Raw genomic sequence first — 24130 nt, 5'->3', positions numbered from 1 at the left:
TGTTTCTTAGAAATACCTTTTTTTAAATTGTCCTTGACAAAGGGTACACTTTATTAAATTATAATAAGATACCTTTTTGTTAATTTAACTCGTTATGCTATTTAATTATAATTATTGAAAATGTTAGAGTCCAACAATGTCTATTTTGATATTTAAAAACCTTATATAGTAACTTCAATATGTTTAATAAAATAACTAACACAACAGATTAATTTACTATTCTATAAATATAGTTTTTAATATTTAGTACTATTATTTAATCATTATAATAGTAGTTTTCAAAGTCTGATATAGCTCCATATTTTGAATCAACAGTAACTTCTCTAATTATATTATTTTTATCCTTTATCTTTATATCATATTCTAATCCTAAATGATCTAAATCTATATCTTTAGTTACATAAACAACTTGTCCTGGAACTTGTGAAAGTGCTATTTCTTTTGCTTGTTGTTCTGTATAGTTTATATTTGATTTAACTATATTGTATAATACTACTCCTCCAAGTGCACATAATCCGATTGCAGATGCTGAAAAAATTGAAACAACCTTTATTATGTTTTTTTTAGTTTTATTTTTCTTTTCATCTACTGTAACTACATCTATTATATTTTCTGTATTTTTATCCATTAATTTATCCTCCTAAATATTGCTTCCTAATTCATGTCTAAATTATATAATATGTATTTATAGTTGTCATGAAATGTAAATTAGAGTTTTGTTAAATTTTTTTAATTTTTACATAATATTTAATAATTAATAGATTTATCTAATATAAAAAAACCATATCATCTACTTGTGATATGGTTCTCCGTACCGTACTCTACGGAGCACGTTTTTATTTTTTCTTTATTGGTTTACCTTTTAAACCTAAATTTAATATAGCATCAGAACACAAACTAGTAAGAGGCTCTCCTATTGCTCTTTTATAGTTAAATCCTAATAATTGCATAGTTTTTAAAGTATCAATACTTATCAATTCCTTCAACTGCTCTATACTATCTAAATTTCTATTATCAGGAGTCACTATTTTTAATATCTCTAGTATTTTAGATACAGTGTTGTGTAAATGCTTAATATCTTCATCACTAATTACTACTTTATCAAGTTCCTCTTTGTAAGCCTGAGCTATCGTTACAGCTTCTTGTCTTTCAGATAAAATCTGATTTATGATTTCATCATATGTATTTCTAACTATTTCCATATTTTGTTCTAGTTTCACTGATTGTATCTTGCTATGAACGGCTGTTGTTGTTCCTTTTGCCGCTAACTCAGTTAAGGTTGTCTGCATGTTTGTTATTAGATTAAGTGATTCTTTATCCATATAACCCCCTCATTTCTTTTAATATTTATTGAAATTCACATTTATACTTATTAATCAATATTAATTAAATAAAACATTTGCATCAATCTGATATCCTTGTTTTTTCATTTCTTTTAATATATGTGTTTGCCATGCCTTATTACTATCCATATTTATATAGACTACTCCTGATATATCATTTGGAGTCTCAATATCACCTTTTACTAATGCACATACGTTTTTTCTACCTATTTTACCTATTAAATATCCATGCTCAAATACAACATTTTGTCTTGCTCTTGAATTCAATTTTTCCTTATTTCTTACACTATTACCAACATCACAAGGTGTATATATAACTATTCCAAATCCAACATTTGAATACTCTTCTATCTTTTCAATTATTGTATTTCCTGAACTAGCTTGCTCATGAAGTATAATTGCTTCAAGTCCTAACTTCTCTACAAATCGAGCAACTTCTGTTTTAGCTTCACTATCATGTCCATGAACTATAAATACCTTATTCTTATCTATATTTAATTCCATAAATCCATCTCTATCAGCCTTTATATGGCTTGTTTCTTCATAATCATTTATTTCTTTCAAATATGTCTGAATATCTTTTTCTATCTTTATATGACTCCTACTATTTGTAACAAACTCATTATCTTGTATATATCTTTGATTTTCCGAATACCATTCATCTAATTTACTCAAAGTATATCTAATATCTATTATTTCATTGTTCTCTATTGCTTCCTTCAATTTTTCTAATATATTGATAATATAACTATCGCTTGTATACGACTCTATACTACCTTTAATTCCATCAATCTCTAACTTTAGTTTTTTTAATATATCCACCAAATACTCCTCCCTACAGTACTAATTAATTGTATATTTATTATATAATAATTTCTATATAATAACAATTAAGCGCCAGTATATAAAAATAAGGATAAATCAACTTAATCGTCAATATTATCCTTATTTTAAATAATCTATATTAAATTAAAACTCTCTAAATAAAATGTTCCATATACGAAACGTGCTCCGTTACTTGTGATACGGTTCTCCGTTACACCTCCAAAGGAGGTTATTTTGTACTACACATTATTTTTATTTACTAATTCTGAAAAATGCCTAATTCTTTAAAAAACATATTTTCTAAATCCGAGTGATCTCCATATGGATCATCCTCACGAACCATCTCAAGTAAAAAACCAAGTACATGTTTATATATATCTTTTAATTCTTTCTCACACAACTCTAACTCTTTCAATATTTCAATATCACTCTTATCGCTTTCAAATTTACTAATTAAATAATCTGCTTCTTCTTTTAAATCTATGATACTTTTATTAGACTTTCCTGAGAATCCTTTATCATAAAAAACACCATTAGGACAATATCTTCTAGCTTCTGGTATACAATCTAGTTGGTGATATATATCATACGATTTTTGTAAGTTCAATTTAATATTATTTATTATTATATCAGCAATTTCATAATAATCTTTTTTTATCTTATCTGTCTCTTTAACTAAAATAGATAATATTTCAAATGATGAAGATATATCTAAATCATGTCTATCTATGATACTATTCTTTATCTTATGCATCATATCAGATAATCTATTCATTTTCTTTACTACGTATAATGTTATATCATTTATAAAATTACTTGGTAGCTTTAGAGTTTGTTTATTTATGCAGTTTTCTATTGGCACTCTTATATTAACTTTATCTTGCTCTTGAATTTCATCTATACGTGACTCGATTTGTTCTAATGGATTACACCAATAACAATTTTGTGTACTATTATCAACAAGAAATAAGAAGGTTACTTCGTTCTGTTGATTCCAATAGTTTATTGTAGAAACCTTTATCTGAATAGTTAAATACAAAGTCGATGAAGTTATATCAGCCTCATCAGTTCCTTTACACTGTATATTGAAAAATTGCTCTTGAGGTATTTCATTCTCAACAATTTGTCCTCTCATATCAATCCCTAAATCAATAGATTCATCATGTGGATTAACAATAGCAAATTTTTGTAATATACTTTTTAATGTATCAGCAGCTATATTCCCTATCTGCTTATTATGAGCATATTTTGGTATTTTCATTATTATAATCCCCTCCATTTTATTTCTTACATTATATTACAAATTTCAAACAAGTACAATTAATCATAGAAGCATGAAAAAAGGAAGGGTCTTCATCTTCTTCAGACAACCCTTCCTTCACTAAGTACCTAATTACATCTTCATTTATCTGTAGTTACCTTGAAACAAGTAAATTTAACAACTACTTTCTTTGTTATCTTGTACTACTCTCCTTGAACACTTGTACAAACTTCTTCATTACTTGACTTACTAATTCAAAAGGTACTGGTTCTCCCTCTGCTAGTATTACCTCTTACTTTAAATTTATCTAGCCTAAACTTCATTGTAGAATCTACTTATTTATTGTTAAATTTAAATATCTTAAGATAGGAGATTATGTTTATATGGAAATAGAATCAAAAAATAATCTTGCTAGACTATGCATTTTAATTTCTAAGTTAAAAGAATCAAATAGTTTTAATCCTAATATTTCTTTTTCAAGTGTCTTCGAAGTTAATGAAAATAACTTACTTGAGATAATAACTGCTTATTCAAATTTAATGCAATTATATAATAATTAATTATATTTAAATAAACTTGCCATTTTATCTAAGCCATTAAGTTTTGATTTCCTTTTTTAAAGTTTATCTTGATTAATTTATCTATATCTTCATTGCTATATAAATTAAACTATTTAAGGATTGGTTTAACTTTGACTTCTTCATTAGTATAGTTTCTTTGAAGTATGGCTCAAATGGCACCACCCATACATTGAGCTATAAGTCTTTTAAGTGTACATTTTTGTTTTCCTTTAATTTGTTTTCCTTTAAAAACTTAAACATTATTACTATTCTTAAATAAATTTCATCCAGAAAACTACCTACATATTTATTAAATAAAACTGAAAATAATATACAAATAACAGGCTTAACTACATCTTCAGAATAGTACCATATTATATAAACAATATTATTTTTATCCATACTATCTAGTATTAATTGTATAAACATATTTATTGTCATATGATGCATCATAATTGCAAAAGTATTCTTGGAAATAAAACCAAAAAACATTTTTAAGTATTTTAAGTCTCTATTAAGTAATATTTTTTCTATTAATTTTGATATGTATAAAATATATATTATCCCTAATATAGCTGATAATATAGGTACAATACTCATTCCTCTTAACAGCATAGTCCTCATACTCAAAGTATAATTTTTACCTATAATTATGGTTAAAAAATATTTAAGAAAAACAATAAAAAGTAAATCTGGTACACAAAGATTATTTTTAGATTTAAAATAGATATTAAAACAGTATCCTATATGAAAAAACAATACTCCAAACAATGTTCTACTTAAAAATAAAGGGATTGGATGATTCTCCATTACGATATTATTTGACCATATATTTACAATAATAGTAATAATAAATAATAATAAACTTAACTTAACATCTAGAATATTATTATTCAGTCTCTTTCGTATCAGAGTATATCCTATTTGTATAAAAAATAATGAAATTAAAAACCATGAGGGTCCATTTAAATTATATTGGTATCCTTGAAATATAGGTTCTAAAAAATAGTTATATAAATTTATTTTATTTCCATTATTAAACAAACCTACGTTAATTAATACTGTAACTAAAAGTCCGTAAAATAAATTCCACTTATAATATGGAATAACTAATGTTTTCAATCTTTTTTTGATTAATCCCTTAATATCATAAATATACCCTTGTTTATAGAAATATCCTGAAATAAATATAAATAATGGCATATGGTATGAATATATCGGAAATATTTCACTAGGTTTTGAATTAAATACTGGAATTCCTATAATTTTGTAAATACCTCCTATATGCCCACACACCACCATAATTATTCCAATTGCTTTGGCAATCGTTATATAGTCTATTTGCGAATTTATTTCTTTTTTTGTCAATATGCCCCCCTTGTAAATATTAATTAATTTTTATTCTCTGTTTCTAAAATTTTCACAACTTTTTTAAATTCACTCTTTATCTCTTCTATTCCATCGTCAATGTTTATTTTATTATCTATTATAAGTGGTAATATTTCTCCATTTACTGTATGAAAAGCTCGATATTCATTCTGTGTAAATTGATTTTTATTTAATGCTCCAGAATTTCCAGCATATATAAAATCAGTATTAGATAAATTATATCTTTGATTATACAATTCTTTTATATCATCATCTATATATGAAGCAAATTCACCATTAGGAAAATATAATTCTTGAGATATAATTTTTTCAGAAAACTCTTTACTCATAATGTATAACAATATTTTCAATGATGCTTCTTGCTTTTTTGATGATTCCAAAACTGAGTAACTCATACCAAGTCTAATATTAACTATATCTTCAAAGCCTTCAAAAACTGGCAATGGCAGGATATTATAATAAGCATTTTTTTCAATTGATAAATCCTCTAGTTGAGGAGGATAAATTACTTTTAACAATGCTCTTTCATTTCGGTTTAAATTACTAATTCCCTCTAATTCCTCAGAATAGTTTTTTTTATATCCATAATTTTTATAAAGACTAATTAATTTCTTAAGTTCTCCTACCAATTCTTTATCTCCATATATATCTCCATTTTCTATAAAATCTGGAGACATACTCATTAATAGTATTTCTAAGTCTGTAGAAATGCCCATGATACCACCTGGTCCATATGAAATAATACTCGAACCTTCTTCTTCTTCTTCTACTCTTTCATATATATCATTCCATGTTACAAATAAAGAATTGTTAAGTTGCATGAATTCTTTATCTATTGCTATAAATTGCGTTGAATATGTAGGTGATAAGAAATATATATTTCCTCCACCAGCTTTCTTACTAATATCTATAATTGGATAATAAGTATTATCTAGTGTTGATTTATCGATTTTATTTGTCAAGTCAACTAATTTGTTATCTTTTATCAAATACGATAAATACTCATATGGAATATCAAATAAAACATCTATATCACGCAAATTTGATTCATCTGCTAAAAAAAGTTCAATATCTTTCCATAAATTTGAAGTCGAAAAATTGCTTTTTGTATCATCAAAAATATATTTATAATTTATTTTTATATTTGTGTTCTCTGTTATATCTGAACTTAATGGTGCAAGTTCATCAATACTACTCCTGTAAAGAACCAAAGCATTTATACTCTCTTTTTTATTAACAAAAACTAAAAGTGATATCATTAATAATAATAATAATAACAATAAGCATAATATTTTATTTTTTATTTTCATATATGTATCCTATCCAATCCATGAGTAAATCATTAAAATATATTATTTACGACAATTCTATTGTAAATGGTTATGTTATACAAAATGGTAGTTTAATATGTAAATATAACAACCATTTTGTATAACATAACCTTATAAATTAAGAAGTATATAACAATAAAAACACTTAGATATATATCTAAGTGTTTTTATTATTATATTTATTAATAGTAAAACTCACCTGAAATCCTTTGTTTTACACTAGTATTATATACATTTTTAACACTAGCTTTAATATCCCCTGTAGCATTAAATGATACTTTATAATTTCTTTGAACATTACCTAATTGCTTAGCATCAATCATTCCTTTATTTGTATTTCTTATTTGATATATTACTCCACATGGCTTTCCTGTTACTTCTGGCTCTTGAGTCGCTATGAAATAAGGGTCTTTAGCATTACGGAATATTGTACCTTCTCCTCCTCCTAAATAAGAAGTACCTGTAAGTATCTGAGAACCATACCTATATATAGCTCTTGGTTGAGGTCCCATCTCTGATGAATCTGCATTTGCAACAGCTGAACCTCCTCCTATTGCTAATATACATAACGCTAAACTTGTACATTTTTTTAATTTTTTTAACATCGTTAAACCCCCTCTTAAAATTTTTTCCCTCTATATTTAGAGTACACTATACACTTATAAATATAAAGCATTATCAATATACAAATTCAAACAAATTCAAACAAAACAAATTTCATCCTAAGAAAAATATATGTATATTTAAATATTTATTAAATATACATATATTTTTCTAATTTTATTCAGCATTCGACTTTTTGCGCATAATAATAATGTTCAAACAATCTATCTTTAAAGCTGTTATATAACTATATTATCGTATTTATAAAGGATAGATGACGTCATACTTAAAATACTTAGTTTCATAATAACCATTGCAACTTTATTCACAAAAATTACTACAAATATAAATCGAATTAATTATAGCTTTACATCAATAGTATTAGTAAATATTTGTATTTTAATTTAAAATGAATGTCTATAGGTCAACCTGCGCTTTTTATACAATTTTTCATCCAAATTTGTTCAATGTATTGATTTTACTATGATTGCTTGAATATTGATATTTTTAACTATATCCAAGTAAATAATCATTTAAGTAAAGTTGACTATAGTCAATAAATATAAGATTTAGAAATTGATTGACCATATTTTATACTACTTTTTATAGATCTATAATGTTATAACTTTATTGACTTTTGGATTTTAAGATAAATTTACATAGTAATAGCTATAATCATTGATATAACTTGGGTTTAAAAAACTTTGGTGAATGTTTGTAGAAAAACGCAAGTTCTCCTTTATCACTAACAATTAAAACATCTTAATGTGACATTAAGATACTTCATAATTATATAATAAATATATAATTATTAATAATAAGATACAAATAGAAGATATACTAAATGTCATCAAGAAAATCAAATAAACAATTTAAAAAAGAAACTTTCAATATTACAAGGGACGAATATAAAGTTTTAGGAAAGTATATTGGAGCTAATAAAAAGTTAAATTTAAAACATAATACGTGTGCTCATGAATTTGAAACAAAGGAAAGTCATTTTTTTAACACTTGCTCTATATTCCCTATATACTCAATAAGGAATAGGTGCCATGACAATTACATTGAACTTGTAAAGAGCTTCATCGGATGCGAGTATACAGTAATAGTAAAATATAGAACTTATGCTGTTCCAGTTCTTACTATACATAACATATATGATTTCAAATATGCAGTAAGAGCTATAAACTTTACTAAAATCACTAATTTTACAAGTTGTCCTGCATACAAAGGCACCCTAAGATATACAACTTATTCATTTAAAGAAGAATCCTACACGGTTCATAGAGAAGAATATATAGTTCTAGATGAGTATAATCGGATTGATGAAAAAATATTAATTAAGCATAATAGATGTAGGAAAGAATATAAAGTACAAGCAGGTAGCTTCTTGAAATTAATAATTTCAAAAAAATCTATGATTTTTTATTAGAGGAATATCTCTTTTTATAAAAATTAAAAAAATACCTAAAAAGGCTATGAATTTATAGTCATAGCCTTTCAAAATAAATAATTATTGTTCTTTAATTTTAGTATATAATACACAAAATTATCTACACACCCTACAAACTTTATACCAACAATATGGGAAGTTACTTTATTAACTAAATTCAATTATTATATTACAAATTTCAAGCAAGTACAATTAAGCATAGAAACATGAAAAAAGGAAAGGTCTTCATCTTCTTCAGACGACCCTTCCTTCACTAAGTACCTTATTACATCTTCATTTATCTGTAGCTCTATAGTATCTATTGCTCTTGATTTATCTATTGTTACCTTCGACACAAGTAAGTTCAACAATTGCTTTCTTTGCTGTCTTGTACTACTTTCATTGAACACTTGTCCAAACTTCTTCATTACTTGACTTACTAACTCAAAAGGTACTGGTTCTCCTTCTGCTAGCATTACATCTTGCTTTATTTCATCTAACCTAAACTTTAATGTATCTATCTCTTCATTTAGTTTCTTAACTCTCTCTGCTAACTCATTTTTAGTTAGTATTCCATCTTCAAATAGCTCTATGCTAGAGTTCTTCTTACCATTTAGCTTATCTATTTCCTTATTTACTAAGTTCATTTCATCTAGTTTTGGCTTTAGCTTACTAGACTTATTCTTATTAATGTTGTTTATTACCTTCTTTAGAAGTAGTTCATTGTTTACCGTTTCTATTAGCTTATTAATTACAACTTCATCTGCAACTTCTGCTTTTACAGAGTTTGAATTGCACACTGCTGTACCTTTGTTCTTCCAGTTACCACATGCATAGTACTCATTTACTGCTTTGCTTCCATCTTTTCTTTTTCTAGTTGACCTACTTACTGTCATTGATGCTCCACAAACTGGACATTTTAGTAGCCCACTTAGAATTAGTTCGCTATCATAGACCCTATTATGAGTTTTACTTCTATCTTTTAGTATTATCTGCACCTTTTCCCATGTTTCTGTATCTATTATTGCTTCATGTTCTCCATCTACAAGTATCGGGTCAGGATTGATGTTTTTTCTTCTTTTTTCATTCCAATCTTGCCTTAAGTTGTATCTTATCTTCCCAATGTAGACTGGATTTTTTAATATCTCTTTTATTGTAGCTGTAGCAAATGGATTACCTTTCTTGCTTCTATGTCCTTCTGCATTTACTCTACTTACGGTAGCTTTGTACCCATGTCCTGTACTGTATAGTTCAAATATCCTTCTCACTGTCATAGCTTCTTTTTCATTTACGACTAGCTTAGTTTCTTTTCTCTTCTTTCCTTCACTTGGTATCTCTACTATGTCGTATCCAAGAACCTTGCCACCATTCCACTTGCCTTCCCTAGCTCGTGCTATCATTCCCATTTTTACATTCTCTGCTATAGTACCTCTTTCAAATTCCCCAATTGCTCCCATTATGTTAAGTTGTAACTTACCTGCTGGAGTTTCTGTTTCAAAACTCTCTGTTAAAGAACGAAATGCTATCTTATTTTTATCTAATGTATCTACTATGTTAAGTATGTCTATTAACTTTCTACTTATTCTATTTAGTTTCCAAACTATTACTAAATCAAATTTACCAGCATTAGCATCTTGTAAAAGTTCTTTAAGCCCTGGTCGCCCTGAAATATTTTTACCACTTATACCTCTATCTTCGTAGACTTTAAAAACTTCATGCCCTTCTTTTTCACAGTATTCTATGTTCCTTCTTCTTTGTTCGTCAATACTGTACCCTTCTTCTGCTTGTTCTACTGTTGACACTCTACAGTAGATTGCAACTTTTTTACTCATGTCAATTCCCTCCTAGTATTGATGTTTATCCCAAATTACGTTACTATGTGTTGCATTACTCATTTGATTCACACTTAAATTCACATTAAAAATTGTGCTATTCCAATGTTTTTATTATCATTTTCACGTTTTCACGCTATTTTTTAGTGTATTTTTATTTTTAATTATCTTACCAATCTAACTTAAGTTTTTTAATTTAACACTTAAATTAAGATCTTTAACGTGAAAATATCATTAATTTTCACGTTAAAAACCATGTATTTTAATACTTTATCCTTAATTTTCACATTTTAACGTTATTTTTTATGTATGATTTTATTTTACTATTAGACTAATTATTATCTTTTATTTCTAAACTTGTTAAGAACCCATCTATGTAAACATTTCTTTTAGAACACTCTTCTACTAAAGAAATCCTTAATTCTAATGGTATTTCATTGAAATCCCAAACTAATACGGCTTGTATTTCACCTTGATTTACTGACTTTATTAGTCTATTTATTTCCTTATATGAACCTTCTTCATGACTATCTATGAATTCTATTATATTTACTCCAAAATCTTCTAACTCTATGTGCATCCATGATACTTTTCCTACCATATGTTCATAGATATTTTGATTTTCAAATTCTTTCTTTGTATATATAGCTACATTTTCATTTTTATAGTTAATATAGTTATCTATTGGGTGACTCATTATTTTTCTCCTATTCAAAATTATTTTATTATCTATTGCAAATTTAACGTGAAAACGTGAATTTTTACTTTCTAATATTGGTATTGCTAGATTTTCAATATATGGTTTAATTTTAGTAGAATGTGATTTTTCACATTCTTTCTTTAATTATCTACTTTTCAATATTTTTATTATTTATCGTAAATTTAACGTGAAAACGTGAATTTTTACTTCCTTGTATTGGTAGTACTCTATTTCCACTCTGTTAATTTTAGTAAGTAGAACGTTATTTTTAAACGTTCTACTATTTATTACTATTATCTTATTTAGATTTTTCTTTCAGAAGATGACTTTGAATTACTTCGCTAAGAATTTGAATTATTGTATTACCTTTAACTTCTATTTCTGTCATTTTTCCTATGTTGTCCATCTTATACCTCTAGCTGTCTTGTATTTTTAATTTAGATTAATATTGTTTAAGTATTTTATCAATTCATTATCATTATCATCGTGTCTTTAGTTCTATTTCATTTTAAAATCCAATTATTGACTAAGTCTTATTACGTATACTGGTGTCTGTATGGCATTAACCTTACGTTTTCGAGTTAGTCGCCCTGCCTCGTATTCTAACTTACCTTCTTTCTTAAGTTGTTCTAGTACAACTTTTGTATCCTCGAACTTTCCCTTTCTCATTATTTCTTCAAATTTATTAGTTAAAATTGCAACTTCTAACTCACCATTTGGAAGTTCTTTTCTAGTACCCCAGTAGTCTACATTGGTATTAGTTTCTTTTCCAGATTTAAACTTAGATGCATTTGATTCTATGTATTGTATCAACCAATCCTCAGCTTTTCTTTTAATACCTCTTCTATTTATACTATTTATTTCTGTATCAACCAGTAATTCTCTTATTCCTTCTATATCTAATATTATTCCTCTATCCTTATACCTTGAATTTATTAATCTAATAGTTAAAGTTACAATAGCGTATTTACACGAAGTTCTACTAAGCATGTCATCCTGTATATTTTTTTCTTTTACTTTTTGTATAAATATTTCTCTTTCTTCTTCAAATATCTCTTTTAATCTATCTGCTGGAAATTCTATTAATCTCTTTACAAAATCTGCTCCAAAAACACCATAGTTTCTATTTACTAATGCCTTTACTTGGTCAGAGTGATTTGCATCTTCTGTCCAAACTATTCCACCTAATTCTAATACTCTTATATCTAATCCTGTATTATTTTTAGCCTTACTTAAAAGTGATACTTCACCTGTGGAAATTATACTTGTAGTCCATGTAGCTGCGGCTCTTAGCTCTATATCCTTGGTAAGACGAGCCTTGTCCTTCCCTCCAACAAGATTATAGATTAAACTAGTCGTATCTTCTATCTTAGACATTGATAGCTCATCTAGTGCATATGCTATACCATAGTTTCCTGCAAGTGATGTTGATAATGCATTTTCTGTAGAGTTCCAAGTATTGTATAGACCTCCTCCACTAAGATTTGGATTACCCCAAACAGATATTGCCAACATTGCGGCTGTACTCTTACCTTTCGTTGATTCTGCGAATAGATGTACTAATAAAGTATTTATATCTTTATAATGCATATTCAATTTAGCAACTATTGATGAACTTACGCCCAGTGCAAATGCTAATGAAATATTTTTGTATGGTACTACATGTTCTCTTAAATCATCCAAATAGTTACCTAAATTTCCCTTAGGTTTTAAATCTAATGCACCAACGTAGCTGCTATCTTCATTTATTGCTTTATACAATTTAAAGATTTCTTTTTCTTTATATTTTGCAAATCCTAATTCACTATGAGTATTGTTAACTCTTCCTATTTTACGCTCTTGATATTCTATTGACCTTATATGATACTTCGCATTTTCTTCAGTAACATCAGCTCCCTGTAAACTTAGCTTTATTATTTCTCTTTTTGACATAGCTTTGTCTCTTGGAATAAGTATTTTTATATCTCTATTTAAGTACTTAGTTGTAATAGGAAGCATTACATTATTAGTATCAATATTTATTTCAGGTACTCCAACTTTTAATAAGTTAGATGTTTTATCTCCATTGTAAAATAGCTTTCCAGATTCATAGCAAATTGATATTTCATCATCTACTTTTTCTAATCCATTTAATTCTTCCTTCTTTTCCATTATTATATTATCTTTGTTAGTACTTTCTTGTGGTATTATTTCTTCATTATTTACTAATACCTCTTGATTTTGTCTTAATTCTCTTTCTGTAATATCTTCATTTATTTTTTCTTCAAACAATTCTGTTTTTAAATTTTTATATCCTCCTGTTAATGGTTTCCTGATAATTTTCTTTAATACCATAGCAAATATTCCTCCTTGATGATTTTATTTATTGTCTTTTTGCTATATAGTTATAGTAACATCAATTAAAAATAATGTATGTAAAAAGAAAAAACACCAAGAAATTTTATTTACTTCTTAGTGTTTTTATGTTATAATATTTATCTTTTTCTTTTAATCGGATAATTATTTTTTTCCTTATATTCCTTTACATCCCTATCTATATGCCTATTAATCATATCCATTAATTTCTTTGTTGCTTCTTGTTCTACTTGAATTTGAGTTTCATATACTTCGATCAATTCTAATATATCTTCTCTTAAACATTCTGCTATCCTTAGTCTATGCTTATATATTAATCCATCTGTAAGCATCATTAAATTCGTTATATCTGAATGTATTTCATCAAATTTTATTGTTAATTCTTCTGCTAAAATAGACTCTTCTCTTTTATTATAGATTTTATAAAGTATCGGATTATCTGCATACTCTTTTGCAAAATTAAGTAATAATAGATCTTCTTCCTTTGATAGTTTTTCTCCTCTCCCTAATTTATATATAACCGATCTTAAATTAAAGTCATTATATATAACACTCATTCTCTTTATATATGAATCTTTATTAAAATCAGGAATTCCTATTGTATCATTATATGAACTAATCTTCCTTAAAGCATTATCAATATTAGCTATCGTCTGTTTTGCAGAATCCCATGCCATGTCATCTTTTTTAATACCTGTAATTTCCTCTACTAGTGAATCTCTTGAAACAAACTCCATTTTATTATGCTCCTTATCTATTAAATATTGTCAAAAAAATAAGGTTAAATATTTTAACCTTACTCCTATTCTACACTAATATTGACTTATTAGAAATCAACAATTCTATTACTATGCAAAATCCTAATCCTACTAAAGTTCCTATCACAAACCCCCACATTGTATTATTCCTCCTTATTCTTAAATTCTTGTCTTTGTTGTATTATAGTCTTAAAAATTGATATTCCAAATGTTACACCTGCCACAAATAACTCTATCGTCATTCTTTAGACCTCCTATTTATCAAGAATACCTTTAAGTTTACATACAAACTCTTTTGAGAATACATTTTGTTTTATTGATACTTTCATTAGTTTTATCAAATCATCTTCTGGTAGGTCTAATGGTCTTGCTACTAATTGTTCTTCCCTTCTTACAGTATCTTTAAAGTACACAAATCTTATTTCCTCTTGATTCAATTCTTTTACAAAAATCTTTTCTATTCCGTATGCTACATTATTGTCTCTAATCTTAGCTTGTCTCAATACTTTACAGTATCTAGTCTCTTTTACTACCTTATTCATTATCTTTCTCCTTCTATTGTATGTACTACTTCTCTTTTATCTAATACTCACTGCTTAACATCATAGTTGAATATTCTCCATCATCTATTACAAATATTTTTACTTTAGAACTTATTCCTACATTTTTTACTACAATGTCACTTTTGTATTTAGGAACTTCTTGCCTATGTTCTATTTTTAGTAAATTAGCATCTATCGGTTCTATTTCAAATACTTGTAAGTAATCCTTCTTTACATTTAATTTATCTATCATTGACCATAGTAGTATTTGTATCTCTAATGGTATTTCATTAGAAATACCTCTAGTTAAATATCTCTCTTTATTAAACATTGCTATTCACCTTTCCTTATTAATAGAAAAAGGGATAGTCTTTTTATTGACTATCCCTTACTAAATTAACTCTTTAATTGCTCTAATGTTTCATAGAAACCTGATTCAACTTTTAATTCTTCTATCTTTTCTTCAAATTTTTCTAATTTATCTTTTAAATTTTCTGATAACTTCAGTAACTTCCTTTTAGCTGATGCGTTAAGTTTGTTTTTATTCCAATTATCTAAAATAAGCTCTCTCATAGCTTTTGATATTTTTCCGTATGCTTTTAGAACATCTTTTCCTTCTTTTGTTTTCATTTTTGTTTTTTGTAAGTCTTTAATTATTTTCTTTGACTCCTTTTTAAAATCACTCTTTCTACTTGAATTATTATAAGCGTCTGATATAGCTAAGCTAATTGTACTTATTTCTGATATTTTATTATAATCGTAAGAATACTCTTTTACACTACTACAACCAACTAATAGTGTAAACATTAAACTCATTATCAATATAGTTAATACTTTTTTGTTAATCATTTTTTATTACTCCTGATTACCATTTACTTTACTTGCAACAAATCCTACTATTGCTAATATTATTCCAATTATTATTATCCACTTTAATACTCCTAATAATAGCTTTCCTATTCCACCTATTATTAATAATGATACTACAAAACATCCTATCCAAAGACTAACCATAGCACCAAATCCAAAATATGTAATACTAAACATTGAATTTAACATCCAAAACAACGCAGTTCCTAAAATTATACTTACTATTCCTAATATTATTTCCATTATTAATTCCATTACCTTTAATTATCCTCCAAATATCATTTACTTACATTTAATTTATTTAGTAATTGCTTTATCCAACCTTCTGTGTATCCCAAGTCTCTACACATTTCTTTTAAAGTTTTATTTCTACAGTTATTTACTATGTATTTTTCTATATATTCATTAGAATATAACTTCATAGGAAATGTTATTTGCTGACCCCTATAGTGTTCATGTAACTTCATTACAATTTCTTCTCCTAATATTTCTACCATATCAGAATATATGCCTTTGTAGTCATTCTTATTTTTCCTCATTAACAGTCCTCCTTTTCTATACTAACTAATAATAACTAGCTTTTGAAAAAGTTTCATTCTGATTTTCTCTTGTAAAATCTCTTGCTAATTTTTACTATTGTATCTCTGAGTATTTGTATTGTATTCCTCCTATCGAAAAAGCTTCTTGTGGATATAGTTCCAATGTTTCTTCTAAGTTTTCATTATTCACAATTTCATCTATCATTTCTTCTTTAGTTGTCCTATTTATCCACATTTCAATAACAGTTTCTTTTTCAAATAACTTATCCACATAGTACTCTTGGTCTAGTCTATCTTCTAGTAAATCTCTAGCATACTCTTTTAAATACCTTTCATCTTGATAGATTAGATATTCACCTATTTCCAAATAATTATTTTCTTTTAACTCTTTAATACACTCTCTTGCTACTCCTATAGTTATTTCATTTATTTGAAAGTTATACCAGACAAAGAATGTTACTATCTCTTCATCTATTTCATCAGTACATTTTAATATGTCTAGCAATTTATCCATGTTTCTCATTAGATATGACTGTAACTCTTCATCTCTTAAGCTAGTTACTATGCTTTCAATCTGTTTCTTAGTAACTTCATCTATATTGTTGTATTTTTCTACTAACATTTGTAGCTCTGTGAAAAATAGCTTATTTAGTATTTCTGAATTTTGATTTATCATCTTATATCTCCTCACATTCTATTAGATCTTTTAATTCTTTTTTACAAATAACAACTATTGAAAAATCACTTGAACACAAAAATAGAACTGAAATGTAATCAGTTCCATGTATCTTATCTATATGCTCTGGTAAAATTCCTTTTAGTTGATGTTGTTTTAGTTCTTCTATTCCAACTTTATCTACTACAGCTATGTATCCACCTAAGTCTTCTGCTGTTCTTTCTGTACCGTAGTTTTCATCTAGTATTTCTATGGTGTCTTCTATTGTAGCTAGTACTTCTGTTGGTAGCTCCTTTACTAATTCTAGGTCTTGTTTTTTCCAAATGTTTATTATCATTGTATTTTCCTCCTTATTTTGAAAACAAAATAAGCTAGATGAAGTTTTTAACCTCATCTAGCTTTATCATAGTTATAATATATATTTGAAATTTACATCTAATTCCTAGTTTTAGATAATAGCATCTATTAACTGTAACTTTAGCTCTTCAGAAAAATCATCTTCATATATTATAGATTGAATTATATCCTTTAGTAAAAAATTATCAACCTTTCCTGATGCAACATGAATACTTATATTTTCCATTTCTCTTATAAACCTATTTAATATAAATAAATATCCATTGAGATTCAAAAACTGTATGCTTGCAGCTAACGCTATTCGCTTATTACCATCCTGAAAACAATGATATTTATTTAGTGAAAAAAATAAATATGCTACTTTGTCTTCTATTTCAGGATAATAATCATCATTTTTTACTTGTTCTAATATTCCCATAATCCTACCTTCATCTAAAACTCCTGATGCACCACCACCACTTACTTCAACAACATTATTGTATATATCGCACAATCCCCTATAATCTATATATATCATATCTTAATATTCCTTAAGCCTTTTGAAAACATCTTTAGCTTCTTCTAGTCTTTCTTGAAGTTCCTTACTTTTCTCTCCTATGAACCTCTCAAAGTCATCTTTTTCTAGTGGTGTAATATACTCTTGTAGGTGAACATGTAAGGCATCTCTAAATACCAAATCCCTACTTGCCATTTTATTTCTAGCTTTATCTAATAGTGGCTTTTGTCTAGGATGATTATGAAAATCTTCAAATATCTTATCTACTTCTAATTGACTTAATTTTCTTCCTTTTTTATCAAATTCTAGCTTTAGTTCGTATGCTAATCCTACTTCATAAGAAGCTATTAAGTCTAATATTTCTGAATAAAATGTATCTCTTATTCTATCACTTTTTTTAAGTCTTAGAACTTTTTTATATTCATCTGCCTTTTCTCTAAATATATTCTTATAGATTTTATTTGTATACATTCCATACTTTACAGGTCCCATATTTACATAATTATCTAGTGCAAAAGTAAAATCTTTTCTATAGCTTTCTTCATTAAACCATGAATTTAAAAACTCATTATCTCTTTGATTTATGTATTTTGTATTTCCTCCTGTTTTTTTATTAATTACATCTATTACAATATCTAGCATTACACTTCTTACTTCTTTAGCCTTTTCACTTTCTGTCAATAGCATAGATATATTTAATAATGTTCTAAAAGTAAATATACTTAATACAGTTACTTTGGTACCGACATTAATGTCGGTACCATTAATTTTATTAATTGCCTCTTTAAATTCTTTTAATTCTTTACCTTTGAGTACTCTATATCCATTTTTTTCAAGTTCTTCTTTATTATTCTCAACACATCTTTCTATAGTTCTGACATCTACATTAAAATATTGTGCTACTTGATCTTTTGTAAATATAGTATCATTTATATACTCTACTCCATCTAATTTTAATTGATTTTTTATTTCATCAATAGCATAATTATTATTCAATATATTTTGTCTAGAGACCATTGAAGTTGTTAAATCTTTCATCAAATTGTCCCCTTTCTTTATTGTTATCTTATATATAAAATTATATTTTATTTATGCTATTTTTTCAAATTTTAATAAAAATCGCGCTCCGTTACTTGTGATACGGTTCATTATTATTTATTCGAAATGCTCTATAAACTTGTTCTAACAATATAAGCCTCATTAATTGATGAGGGAAAGTCATCTTAGAAAAAGATAACTTATAATCTGCTCTTTTTAAAACTTCATCTGATAATCCTAAAGAACCGCCTATAACAAAAGTTATATGACTATTGCCTCTAACCGCTAACTTGCTCATTGTATCAGCAAGTTCTTCAGAAGATAAATTTTTACCGTCTATAGCAAGAGCTATAACATAGCTATTATTTTTTATTTTACTAAGAATTTTTTTCCCTTCTTTATCTTTAACAATAAGCATATCCTTTTCACTTAAATTTTCAGGACATTTTTCATCATCAAGTTCTATTACATCTAACTTACAATACTTAGTTAATCTCTTAGAAAATTCATCTATTCCTAACTTTAAATATTTTTCTTTTATTTTACCTACTCCGATTATAGTTATATTCATAAATTTCTCCTTAATCCGTCCTACTTTTACATATATTATTTCACATTATATATATCAGATACTTCTTCTCTTAATAAAACATCTAGTTTTATATCTTGTCCAATTATTATATCGTTTTGAGCCAAAATAGATTTAGATGTTTCATATGCTAACTCTGGAAAGTTATTTTCCTTACTTAAGTGAGCTAATAATATTCTTTCTGTACCTTCTTTTACAAGATCTATACAGAATTTAGCAGCATCTTCATTTGATAAATGCCCTGTATCTGACATTACCCTCTTCTTTAATGAATAAGGATAAGACCCCATCATAAGCATATTAGGGTCGTAGTTTGATTCTAATACTACTAACTTTGATTTATATAAATGTCTTCTTATATTATCAGTTATCATTCCTATATCTGTAGCTATGGACATCTTCTCATTTTCCGCATAAAAGTTATATCCTACTGCATCTGATGCATCGTGAGATATCGAAAAAGGTCTTATTATTAGATCCTCTAAAGAATAACTTCTATCATTTTCAAATACTTTCATATTGCTGTCTTTTATATCCCCAAGCTTGTCCTTCATTGCACACCATGTCTTTACATTTGCAAATATAGGTATATCATATTTTCTTGATATTATACCTGCACCTTTTATATGATCTGAATGCTCATGTGTAATAAATATTCCTTTTATATTTTCTATATCTACATTTATATCATCAAGACCTGTGGTTATTCTCTTACCACTAAGACCTGCATCTACTAGTATGTTGGTATCTTTGTATCCTATATAATGGCAGTTTCCACTACTTCCGCTTCCTATTGAACAATATTTCAGCATACTGTCACCTCATTCTTTATAGTCATAGATTATATTATACCAAAAAACTAGAGCATTAAATAAAAATTTAATGCTCTAGTTAAAATTTACTTGTATTCACTTATTATTTTATCTATATCTATACCTTTTTTATTCCATAAATCAACAAATTTAGCTCCATTTACATTTTGGAACATATATGTGTTGTAGTATTCTTTTAAAGTTTCAAAGAATACTTCATCTCCCACTTTTTTTCTTACTTCATTAAATGCTAATGCTCCTTTAGTATATACGTTTAAGCTATAATCTATCGAATTTTTATATTGAGTTGTTGCTTTAAATATATCTTCACTAGAATGATTTCTTGTTTGCATTTCCATAGTCTTTATAAGTTTAGACCCTACTTCTTTACCATACTTTTCTTCAAAATAGAGAACCGTCGAGTATTCTGTAAGAGCCTCATCTAACCAAGGTTCACTTATTTCATCATTTCCAATTACTGAATACCACCATTGATGTGCAGTTTCATGTGCTATCACATATTCAAGTAAAAATTTGTCCTTTTCATTATATAAACTTTGATCAATCATAACTAGTGTTGGATATTCCATTCCACCTATGTAAAAATCACTTGCTATTACTGAATATGTATCATATGGATATTCCCCAAATAAATTACTAAATATACTAATTGAATCTTTAGCTATCTTAGTTACTTCTGTTGATAGCTTTTCATTTAAATTATATGTATTTATATTCACACCTTTATAAGTGTCCTTCTTAATTTTAAATTTATCACTTAAGATAAATGCAAAATCTCTTACTTTTTTTGCTTGTATTTCATAAAGTACTTTTTCTGAGTCAGATTTCTCTGAAATTATGTTTCCTGTGCAACCCACTTTATATTTTCTAGGGATTAGTAATTTAACATAAAAATTACTTGTATCACTATAGAATGGATCCCCTATTGCTTCATAACTCTTTAGATTCCATCCCCTATCATCATGAACACATGCTATAGGAAACCAGTTGGTTATATTTATAGTATTTTCCCCATATCCAAATCTTCCTTCTGAGTTAGGTATTTTTACATTAAACTTCATATCTATGGATATTTTTTCACCTGGCTTTAGTTGTCTTCCTATTTTTACTTCTAATAAGTCATTTTTTTCACCTTTTATCTCATATTCCAACTTATTATTATTATTTAATACATTTTTTATATCTATATATCCTTCATTGAATCCATTTGGATATGCTTGATTCATTTCATCTTTTTCAAATGGAGCAAACTCTTTCTTAGAAAAAGCATTAGGATATATATGGAAGTATATTTTGTCTAAAGCTATATTTGTATTATTTACATACTCTACATTTTGATTACACATTAGCCTTTTACTTTCATCATCGAAAATAACATCCATAATATATTTGTTTAAATTTTTACCTTCTTCAATATTTGATGTTTGTACAGAATTTTTGCTCTGATATACATATACTCCGCCCCCTATAACAATTAATAACGTGAGTATCATTCCTGTTAATATTCTTACTTTTTTCGTAAAGTTTATTATCAACTTCTTTCCCCCTTTCTTTTTTAATGTGAATAATTTTTCTGTTTTTTCTGTAAGATAAACTTGTGTAATTAAAGTTTTAGCTTTTTATGATATAATCTTATCTGAGGTGATAAAATGTTTTTCAAAGAAGTCAATGAGATAGATTTAGGTGAAACTACTATTGCCAATATCTTTATAGATATATTTATGCCTATGGCTAATGGATTATACGTTAAAGTTTATCTTCTAGGTTATAGACAAGCATGCGACCCTAACTCTAATCCTAAATTTGATAATAATTCAATTGCTAAGAATTTAAATATACCTCTTTCTGATGTAATAGATGCATGGAAATTTTGGCAAAATAAAAATATTATTAGAATGCATAAAAATGAAGGTTTAGATGATTTTGACTATTCAATAGAGTTTTTAGACTTAAAGAAGTTTTATATGGACAATATGCATATAAATACAAAGTCTATAAAATCTAATAGTGATAGCATAGTTTCAGCTTCAGAAAACCCTAGCGTTAGAAAGATGTTTACTACGATAAATAAAATAGTTGGAAGATACCTTGACCCAGGTGAAAAAATAAGTATATTAGAAATAATGAATAAATATAATATGGATCCTGATATGATAGTATGTGCTTATGAATATGTAAAGGATAAACATGGTTCATCTAGACCAGTTAAATATATTGAATCTATTCTTAGAGGATGGTACGATTCTAACTTATTCACTCCTCAAGATGTTAAAGATAGCTTTATGGTGAGAAGTGAAAGATATATGATGTATAAAACGATATTTAATGAGCTAGGATTCTATAGACAGCCATCTAAGCCAGAAGAAAGAATTATGGATAGTTGGTTTGATAAGTATAATATGGATATTGAAGTTATATTATCTGCATGTTCTAGAGCTAAAAATACATCTAACCCATCTATATCATATATAAATGGTATAATTGAAAAATGGAAAAAATCTGATGTAAAGACTTTAGATGACATAAAAAGACTTGATGATGAGTTTAAGAAAAAATCTGAAGAGAAAAAACAAGTATTTAAAAACACTAAATCATCTGAGCCTACAGTAAAAACTAGATTCCATAATATAAATCAAACATTTACAAAATATACACCTGAAGAGCTTGAAAAAATGCTTCAAGAAAGCCAAAAAAATAAATTTAAATAGGTGATTAAATGAAAGAATCAAAAATAAGAGAAATACTTATTTCTTACCAAAAGAAAAGAGATAAAGCTGAATCTGATTTAGAACTTAGGAAAAACGATGTTTATTCACAAATTCCGGAGTTTAAAAAACTAGATGATGAAATAAGCAAAGTTGGTTTACAATTAGCTAAATTAGTATTACAAAATCCATCAAATAAAGAAAATATTATTTTAGAATCTAAGAAAAAAATGGATGAATTAAAAAGTCAAAAAAAAGAGCTACTAACTAAATATAAAGTTCCAAATGGATATCTTGAAATCCAACATGATTGTAATATATGCAAAGATAAAGGATTCTTAGATAATGGACATAAGTGCAATTGTTTAAAACAAGAAATAATAAATGAAGCATACAAAATGTCTAATATATCTAGGATGCTTGAAAAAGAAAATTTCACTACTCTAGATACAAGTATATTTTCTTCTGAAAAAGATCCAGAATCTAATATATCACCACAACAAAATATGCTTCAAATAGTATCTATATGTGAGTCATTTATATTAGATTTTGATAAAGATAACGGAGAGAACTTATTGTTCTATGGTGATACAGGACTTGGAAAAACTTTCATGTGTAACTGTATTGCAAAATCTCTTTTAGATAAAGGACATCTAGTTATATATCAAACTGCATTTAAAATGTTTGAAATAATAGAAGACTATAAATTTAAAAATGCAGATAGTCATATTTCTAAGGAAAACTACGAAAATTTATTTGACTGTGATTTATTAATTATTGATGACTTAGGAACTGAACTTACAAACTCATTCACTAATAGTGAATTATTTAATATATTAAATACTAGACTTTTATCTGGTAAGAAAACTATTATATCAACAAACTTATCTCCTATGCAATTAGGTTCTAATTATGCACAAAGGATATTCTCAAGAATATTTGATAGATTTAAAATGGTTAAGTTTATCGGAAAAGACTTAAGATGGGAAAGTAAACAGTAATAGAAGAAAAATATTCTTAATATTTTTCTTCTATTTTTTTATTTATAAAGTTATATAGGTTTATAATCATATTTAAGTTTAATTTCGACATTCTT

General features: G+C 26.7%; 27 protein-coding genes. 4 read left to right on the top strand and 23 right to left on the bottom strand.

Annotated elements, in window-relative coordinates; all coding sequences use genetic code 11:
• Nucleotides 1-256 precede the first annotated feature (256 nt).
• From Q5F54_RS02770 to Q5F54_RS02755, 4 genes are all read right to left on the bottom strand, one after another.
• On the bottom strand, nt 257-628 hold the full coding sequence (locus Q5F54_RS02770) for a PepSY domain-containing protein (RefSeq protein ID WP_071118885.1): 372 nt from the start codon (nt 626-628) through the stop codon (nt 257-259).
• A 208-nt stretch (nt 629-836) separates the two neighbouring features.
• A complete protein-coding gene (locus Q5F54_RS02765; RefSeq protein WP_288564228.1) occupies nt 837-1322 on the bottom strand; it encodes a hypothetical protein in 486 nt (161 codons plus the stop codon).
• Between the two features lie 60 nt (nt 1323-1382).
• Complete coding sequence (locus tag Q5F54_RS02760; protein ID WP_288306120.1) at nt 1383-2165, bottom strand: nucleotide-binding protein; 783 nt, start codon at nt 2163-2165, stop codon at nt 1383-1385.
• A 262-nt stretch (nt 2166-2427) separates the two neighbouring features.
• Nucleotides 2428-3429 (bottom strand): DUF4365 domain-containing protein, encoded by a 1002-nt coding sequence (locus Q5F54_RS02755; protein ID WP_281537416.1) that lies wholly within the window; start codon nt 3427-3429, stop codon nt 2428-2430.
• Nucleotides 3430-3812: 383 nt separating this feature from the next.
• On the opposite strand from Q5F54_RS02755, the gene Q5F54_RS02750 reads away from it, so the two are divergent.
• Complete coding sequence (locus tag Q5F54_RS02750; protein ID WP_281537417.1) at nt 3813-3989, top strand: hypothetical protein; 177 nt, start codon at nt 3813-3815, stop codon at nt 3987-3989.
• Nucleotides 3990-4184: 195 nt separating this feature from the next.
• Here Q5F54_RS02750 and Q5F54_RS02745 read toward each other — a convergent pair whose 3' ends face one another.
• The 3 genes from Q5F54_RS02745 to Q5F54_RS02735 form a co-directional block, all read right to left on the bottom strand.
• Nucleotides 4185-5357 carry an acyltransferase family protein gene (locus tag Q5F54_RS02745; RefSeq protein ID WP_281537418.1) on the bottom strand — a complete coding sequence of 391 codons (1173 nt, stop codon included), beginning with the start codon at nt 5355-5357 and terminating at the stop codon, nt 4185-4187.
• 23 nt (nt 5358-5380) lie between these two features.
• A complete protein-coding gene (locus Q5F54_RS02740; protein WP_302333944.1) occupies nt 5381-6688 on the bottom strand; it encodes a hypothetical protein in 1308 nt (435 codons plus the stop codon).
• 203 nt (nt 6689-6891) lie between these two features.
• Entirely contained in the window at nt 6892-7314 is a 423-nt protein-coding gene (locus tag Q5F54_RS02735; RefSeq protein WP_288247194.1) for a hypothetical protein, read from the bottom strand.
• Between the two features lie 842 nt (nt 7315-8156).
• Between Q5F54_RS02735 and Q5F54_RS02730 the strand changes: the two genes are divergently transcribed.
• On the top strand, nt 8157-8744 hold the full coding sequence (locus Q5F54_RS02730; RefSeq protein ID WP_288247193.1) for a hypothetical protein: 588 nt from the start codon (nt 8157-8159) through the stop codon (nt 8742-8744).
• Nucleotides 8745-8929: 185 nt separating this feature from the next.
• Here Q5F54_RS02730 and Q5F54_RS02725 read toward each other — a convergent pair whose 3' ends face one another.
• From Q5F54_RS02725 to Q5F54_RS02650, 16 genes are all read right to left on the bottom strand, one after another.
• Nucleotides 8930-10576 (bottom strand): recombinase family protein, encoded by a 1647-nt coding sequence (locus Q5F54_RS02725; protein ID WP_288306121.1) that lies wholly within the window; start codon nt 10574-10576, stop codon nt 8930-8932.
• A gap of 331 nt (nt 10577-10907) precedes the next feature.
• Nucleotides 10908-11273 carry a hypothetical protein gene (locus Q5F54_RS02720; protein WP_281538346.1) on the bottom strand — a complete coding sequence of 122 codons (366 nt, stop codon included), beginning with the start codon at nt 11271-11273 and terminating at the stop codon, nt 10908-10910.
• 522 nt (nt 11274-11795) lie between these two features.
• Nucleotides 11796-13610: a DUF927 domain-containing protein gene (locus Q5F54_RS02715; protein ID WP_281538347.1), complete on the bottom strand. Its 1815-nt coding sequence runs from the start codon at nt 13608-13610 to the stop codon at nt 11796-11798.
• A 140-nt stretch (nt 13611-13750) separates the two neighbouring features.
• Complete coding sequence (locus tag Q5F54_RS02710) at nt 13751-14368, bottom strand: hypothetical protein (RefSeq protein ID WP_281538348.1); 618 nt, start codon at nt 14366-14368, stop codon at nt 13751-13753.
• Between the two features lie 275 nt (nt 14369-14643).
• Nucleotides 14644-14931 carry a hypothetical protein gene (locus tag Q5F54_RS02705; RefSeq protein WP_281538349.1) on the bottom strand — a complete coding sequence of 96 codons (288 nt, stop codon included), beginning with the start codon at nt 14929-14931 and terminating at the stop codon, nt 14644-14646.
• A 40-nt stretch (nt 14932-14971) separates the two neighbouring features.
• Nucleotides 14972-15262 (bottom strand): DUF960 family protein, encoded by a 291-nt coding sequence (locus Q5F54_RS02700; protein WP_281538350.1) that lies wholly within the window; start codon nt 15260-15262, stop codon nt 14972-14974.
• 65 nt (nt 15263-15327) lie between these two features.
• Entirely contained in the window at nt 15328-15780 is a 453-nt protein-coding gene (locus tag Q5F54_RS02695; RefSeq protein WP_281538351.1) for a hypothetical protein, read from the bottom strand.
• 6 nt (nt 15781-15786) lie between these two features.
• Complete coding sequence (locus tag Q5F54_RS02690; RefSeq protein ID WP_281538352.1) at nt 15787-16056, bottom strand: hypothetical protein; 270 nt, start codon at nt 16054-16056, stop codon at nt 15787-15789.
• A gap of 23 nt (nt 16057-16079) precedes the next feature.
• A complete protein-coding gene (locus tag Q5F54_RS02685) occupies nt 16080-16340 on the bottom strand; it encodes a Mor transcription activator family protein (RefSeq protein ID WP_281538353.1) in 261 nt (86 codons plus the stop codon).
• A 94-nt stretch (nt 16341-16434) separates the two neighbouring features.
• A complete protein-coding gene (locus Q5F54_RS02680; protein ID WP_281538354.1) occupies nt 16435-17016 on the bottom strand; it encodes a hypothetical protein in 582 nt (193 codons plus the stop codon).
• A 1-nt stretch (nt 17017) separates the two neighbouring features.
• Nucleotides 17018-17353, bottom strand: a complete 336-nt coding sequence (locus Q5F54_RS02675; protein WP_281538355.1) for a hypothetical protein — start codon at nt 17351-17353, stop codon at nt 17018-17020.
• Between the two features lie 111 nt (nt 17354-17464).
• Entirely contained in the window at nt 17465-17890 is a 426-nt protein-coding gene (locus Q5F54_RS02670; protein WP_281538356.1) for a type II toxin-antitoxin system death-on-curing family toxin, read from the bottom strand.
• 3 nt (nt 17891-17893) lie between these two features.
• Nucleotides 17894-18907: a DNA-binding protein gene (locus Q5F54_RS02665; protein ID WP_281538357.1), complete on the bottom strand. Its 1014-nt coding sequence runs from the start codon at nt 18905-18907 to the stop codon at nt 17894-17896.
• A 91-nt stretch (nt 18908-18998) separates the two neighbouring features.
• The gene (gene rlmH, locus Q5F54_RS02660; RefSeq protein WP_071118884.1) at nt 18999-19478 is read right to left on the bottom strand and encodes a 23S rRNA (pseudouridine(1915)-N(3))-methyltransferase RlmH; all 480 of its coding nucleotides are present in this window, start codon (nt 19476-19478) and stop codon (nt 18999-19001) included.
• Nucleotides 19479-19513: 35 nt separating this feature from the next.
• Nucleotides 19514-20308 carry an MBL fold metallo-hydrolase gene (locus Q5F54_RS02655; RefSeq protein ID WP_281538358.1) on the bottom strand — a complete coding sequence of 265 codons (795 nt, stop codon included), beginning with the start codon at nt 20306-20308 and terminating at the stop codon, nt 19514-19516.
• 86 nt (nt 20309-20394) lie between these two features.
• Complete coding sequence (locus tag Q5F54_RS02650; RefSeq protein ID WP_288702081.1) at nt 20395-21864, bottom strand: M1 family metallopeptidase; 1470 nt, start codon at nt 21862-21864, stop codon at nt 20395-20397.
• 114 nt (nt 21865-21978) lie between these two features.
• Between Q5F54_RS02650 and Q5F54_RS02645 the strand changes: the two genes are divergently transcribed.
• Together Q5F54_RS02645 and Q5F54_RS02640 are read left to right on the top strand one after the other, a co-directional pair.
• Nucleotides 21979-23037 carry a DnaD domain protein gene (locus tag Q5F54_RS02645; protein ID WP_277232867.1) on the top strand — a complete coding sequence of 353 codons (1059 nt, stop codon included), beginning with the start codon at nt 21979-21981 and terminating at the stop codon, nt 23035-23037.
• A gap of 8 nt (nt 23038-23045) precedes the next feature.
• Entirely contained in the window at nt 23046-24035 is a 990-nt protein-coding gene (locus tag Q5F54_RS02640; protein WP_277232869.1) for an ATP-binding protein, read from the top strand.
• The last annotated feature ends 95 nt before the right edge of the window (nt 24036-24130 follow it).

It is taken from the genome of uncultured Romboutsia sp., assembly GCF_958366745.1.
Classification (GTDB): Bacteria; Bacillota; Clostridia; order Peptostreptococcales; family Peptostreptococcaceae; genus Romboutsia; species Romboutsia timonensis.
This window is presented reverse-complemented; position numbering and strand designations above follow the sequence as displayed.

Excerpts from the sequence above, each read along its gene's own strand:
- Q5F54_RS02770 (WP_071118885.1), bottom strand. The coding sequence starts at position 628 with ATGGATAAAAATACAGAAAATATAATAGATGTAGTTACAGTAGATGAA.
- Q5F54_RS02765 (WP_288564228.1), bottom strand. The coding sequence starts at position 1,322 with ATGGATAAAGAATCACTTAATCTAATAACAAACATGCAGACAACCTTA.
- Q5F54_RS02755 (WP_281537416.1), bottom strand. The coding sequence starts at position 3,429 with ATGAAAATACCAAAATATGCTCATAATAAGCAGATAGGGAATATAGCT.
- Q5F54_RS02750 (WP_281537417.1), top strand. The coding sequence starts at position 3,813 with ATGGAAATAGAATCAAAAAATAATCTTGCTAGACTATGCATTTTAATT.
- Q5F54_RS02740 (WP_302333944.1), bottom strand. The coding sequence starts at position 6,688 with ATGAAAATAAAAAATAAAATATTATGCTTATTGTTATTATTATTATTA.
- Q5F54_RS02735 (WP_288247194.1), bottom strand. The coding sequence starts at position 7,314 with ATGTTAAAAAAATTAAAAAAATGTACAAGTTTAGCGTTATGTATATTA.
- Q5F54_RS02730 (WP_288247193.1), top strand. The coding sequence starts at position 8,157 with ATGTCATCAAGAAAATCAAATAAACAATTTAAAAAAGAAACTTTCAAT.
- Q5F54_RS02725 (WP_288306121.1), bottom strand. The coding sequence starts at position 10,576 with ATGAGTAAAAAAGTTGCAATCTACTGTAGAGTGTCAACAGTAGAACAA.
- Q5F54_RS02720 (WP_281538346.1), bottom strand. The coding sequence starts at position 11,273 with ATGAGTCACCCAATAGATAACTATATTAACTATAAAAATGAAAATGTA.
- Q5F54_RS02715 (WP_281538347.1), bottom strand. The coding sequence starts at position 13,610 with ATGGTATTAAAGAAAATTATCAGGAAACCATTAACAGGAGGATATAAA.
- Q5F54_RS02710 (WP_281538348.1), bottom strand. The coding sequence starts at position 14,368 with ATGGAGTTTGTTTCAAGAGATTCACTAGTAGAGGAAATTACAGGTATT.
- Q5F54_RS02705 (WP_281538349.1), bottom strand. The coding sequence starts at position 14,931 with ATGAATAAGGTAGTAAAAGAGACTAGATACTGTAAAGTATTGAGACAA.
- Q5F54_RS02700 (WP_281538350.1), bottom strand. The coding sequence starts at position 15,262 with ATGTTTAATAAAGAGAGATATTTAACTAGAGGTATTTCTAATGAAATA.
- Q5F54_RS02695 (WP_281538351.1), bottom strand. The coding sequence starts at position 15,780 with ATGATTAACAAAAAAGTATTAACTATATTGATAATGAGTTTAATGTTT.
- Q5F54_RS02690 (WP_281538352.1), bottom strand. The coding sequence starts at position 16,056 with ATGGAATTAATAATGGAAATAATATTAGGAATAGTAAGTATAATTTTA.
- Q5F54_RS02685 (WP_281538353.1), bottom strand. The coding sequence starts at position 16,340 with ATGAGGAAAAATAAGAATGACTACAAAGGCATATATTCTGATATGGTA.
- Q5F54_RS02680 (WP_281538354.1), bottom strand. The coding sequence starts at position 17,016 with ATGATAAATCAAAATTCAGAAATACTAAATAAGCTATTTTTCACAGAG.
- Q5F54_RS02675 (WP_281538355.1), bottom strand. The coding sequence starts at position 17,353 with ATGATAATAAACATTTGGAAAAAACAAGACCTAGAATTAGTAAAGGAG.
- Q5F54_RS02670 (WP_281538356.1), bottom strand. The coding sequence starts at position 17,890 with ATGATATATATAGATTATAGGGGATTGTGCGATATATACAATAATGTT.
- Q5F54_RS02665 (WP_281538357.1), bottom strand. The coding sequence starts at position 18,907 with ATGAAAGATTTAACAACTTCAATGGTCTCTAGACAAAATATATTGAAT.
- rlmH (WP_071118884.1), bottom strand. The coding sequence starts at position 19,478 with ATGAATATAACTATAATCGGAGTAGGTAAAATAAAAGAAAAATATTTA.
- Q5F54_RS02655 (WP_281538358.1), bottom strand. The coding sequence starts at position 20,308 with ATGCTGAAATATTGTTCAATAGGAAGCGGAAGTAGTGGAAACTGCCAT.
- Q5F54_RS02645 (WP_277232867.1), top strand. The coding sequence starts at position 21,979 with ATGTTTTTCAAAGAAGTCAATGAGATAGATTTAGGTGAAACTACTATT.
- Q5F54_RS02640 (WP_277232869.1), top strand. The coding sequence starts at position 23,046 with ATGAAAGAATCAAAAATAAGAGAAATACTTATTTCTTACCAAAAGAAA.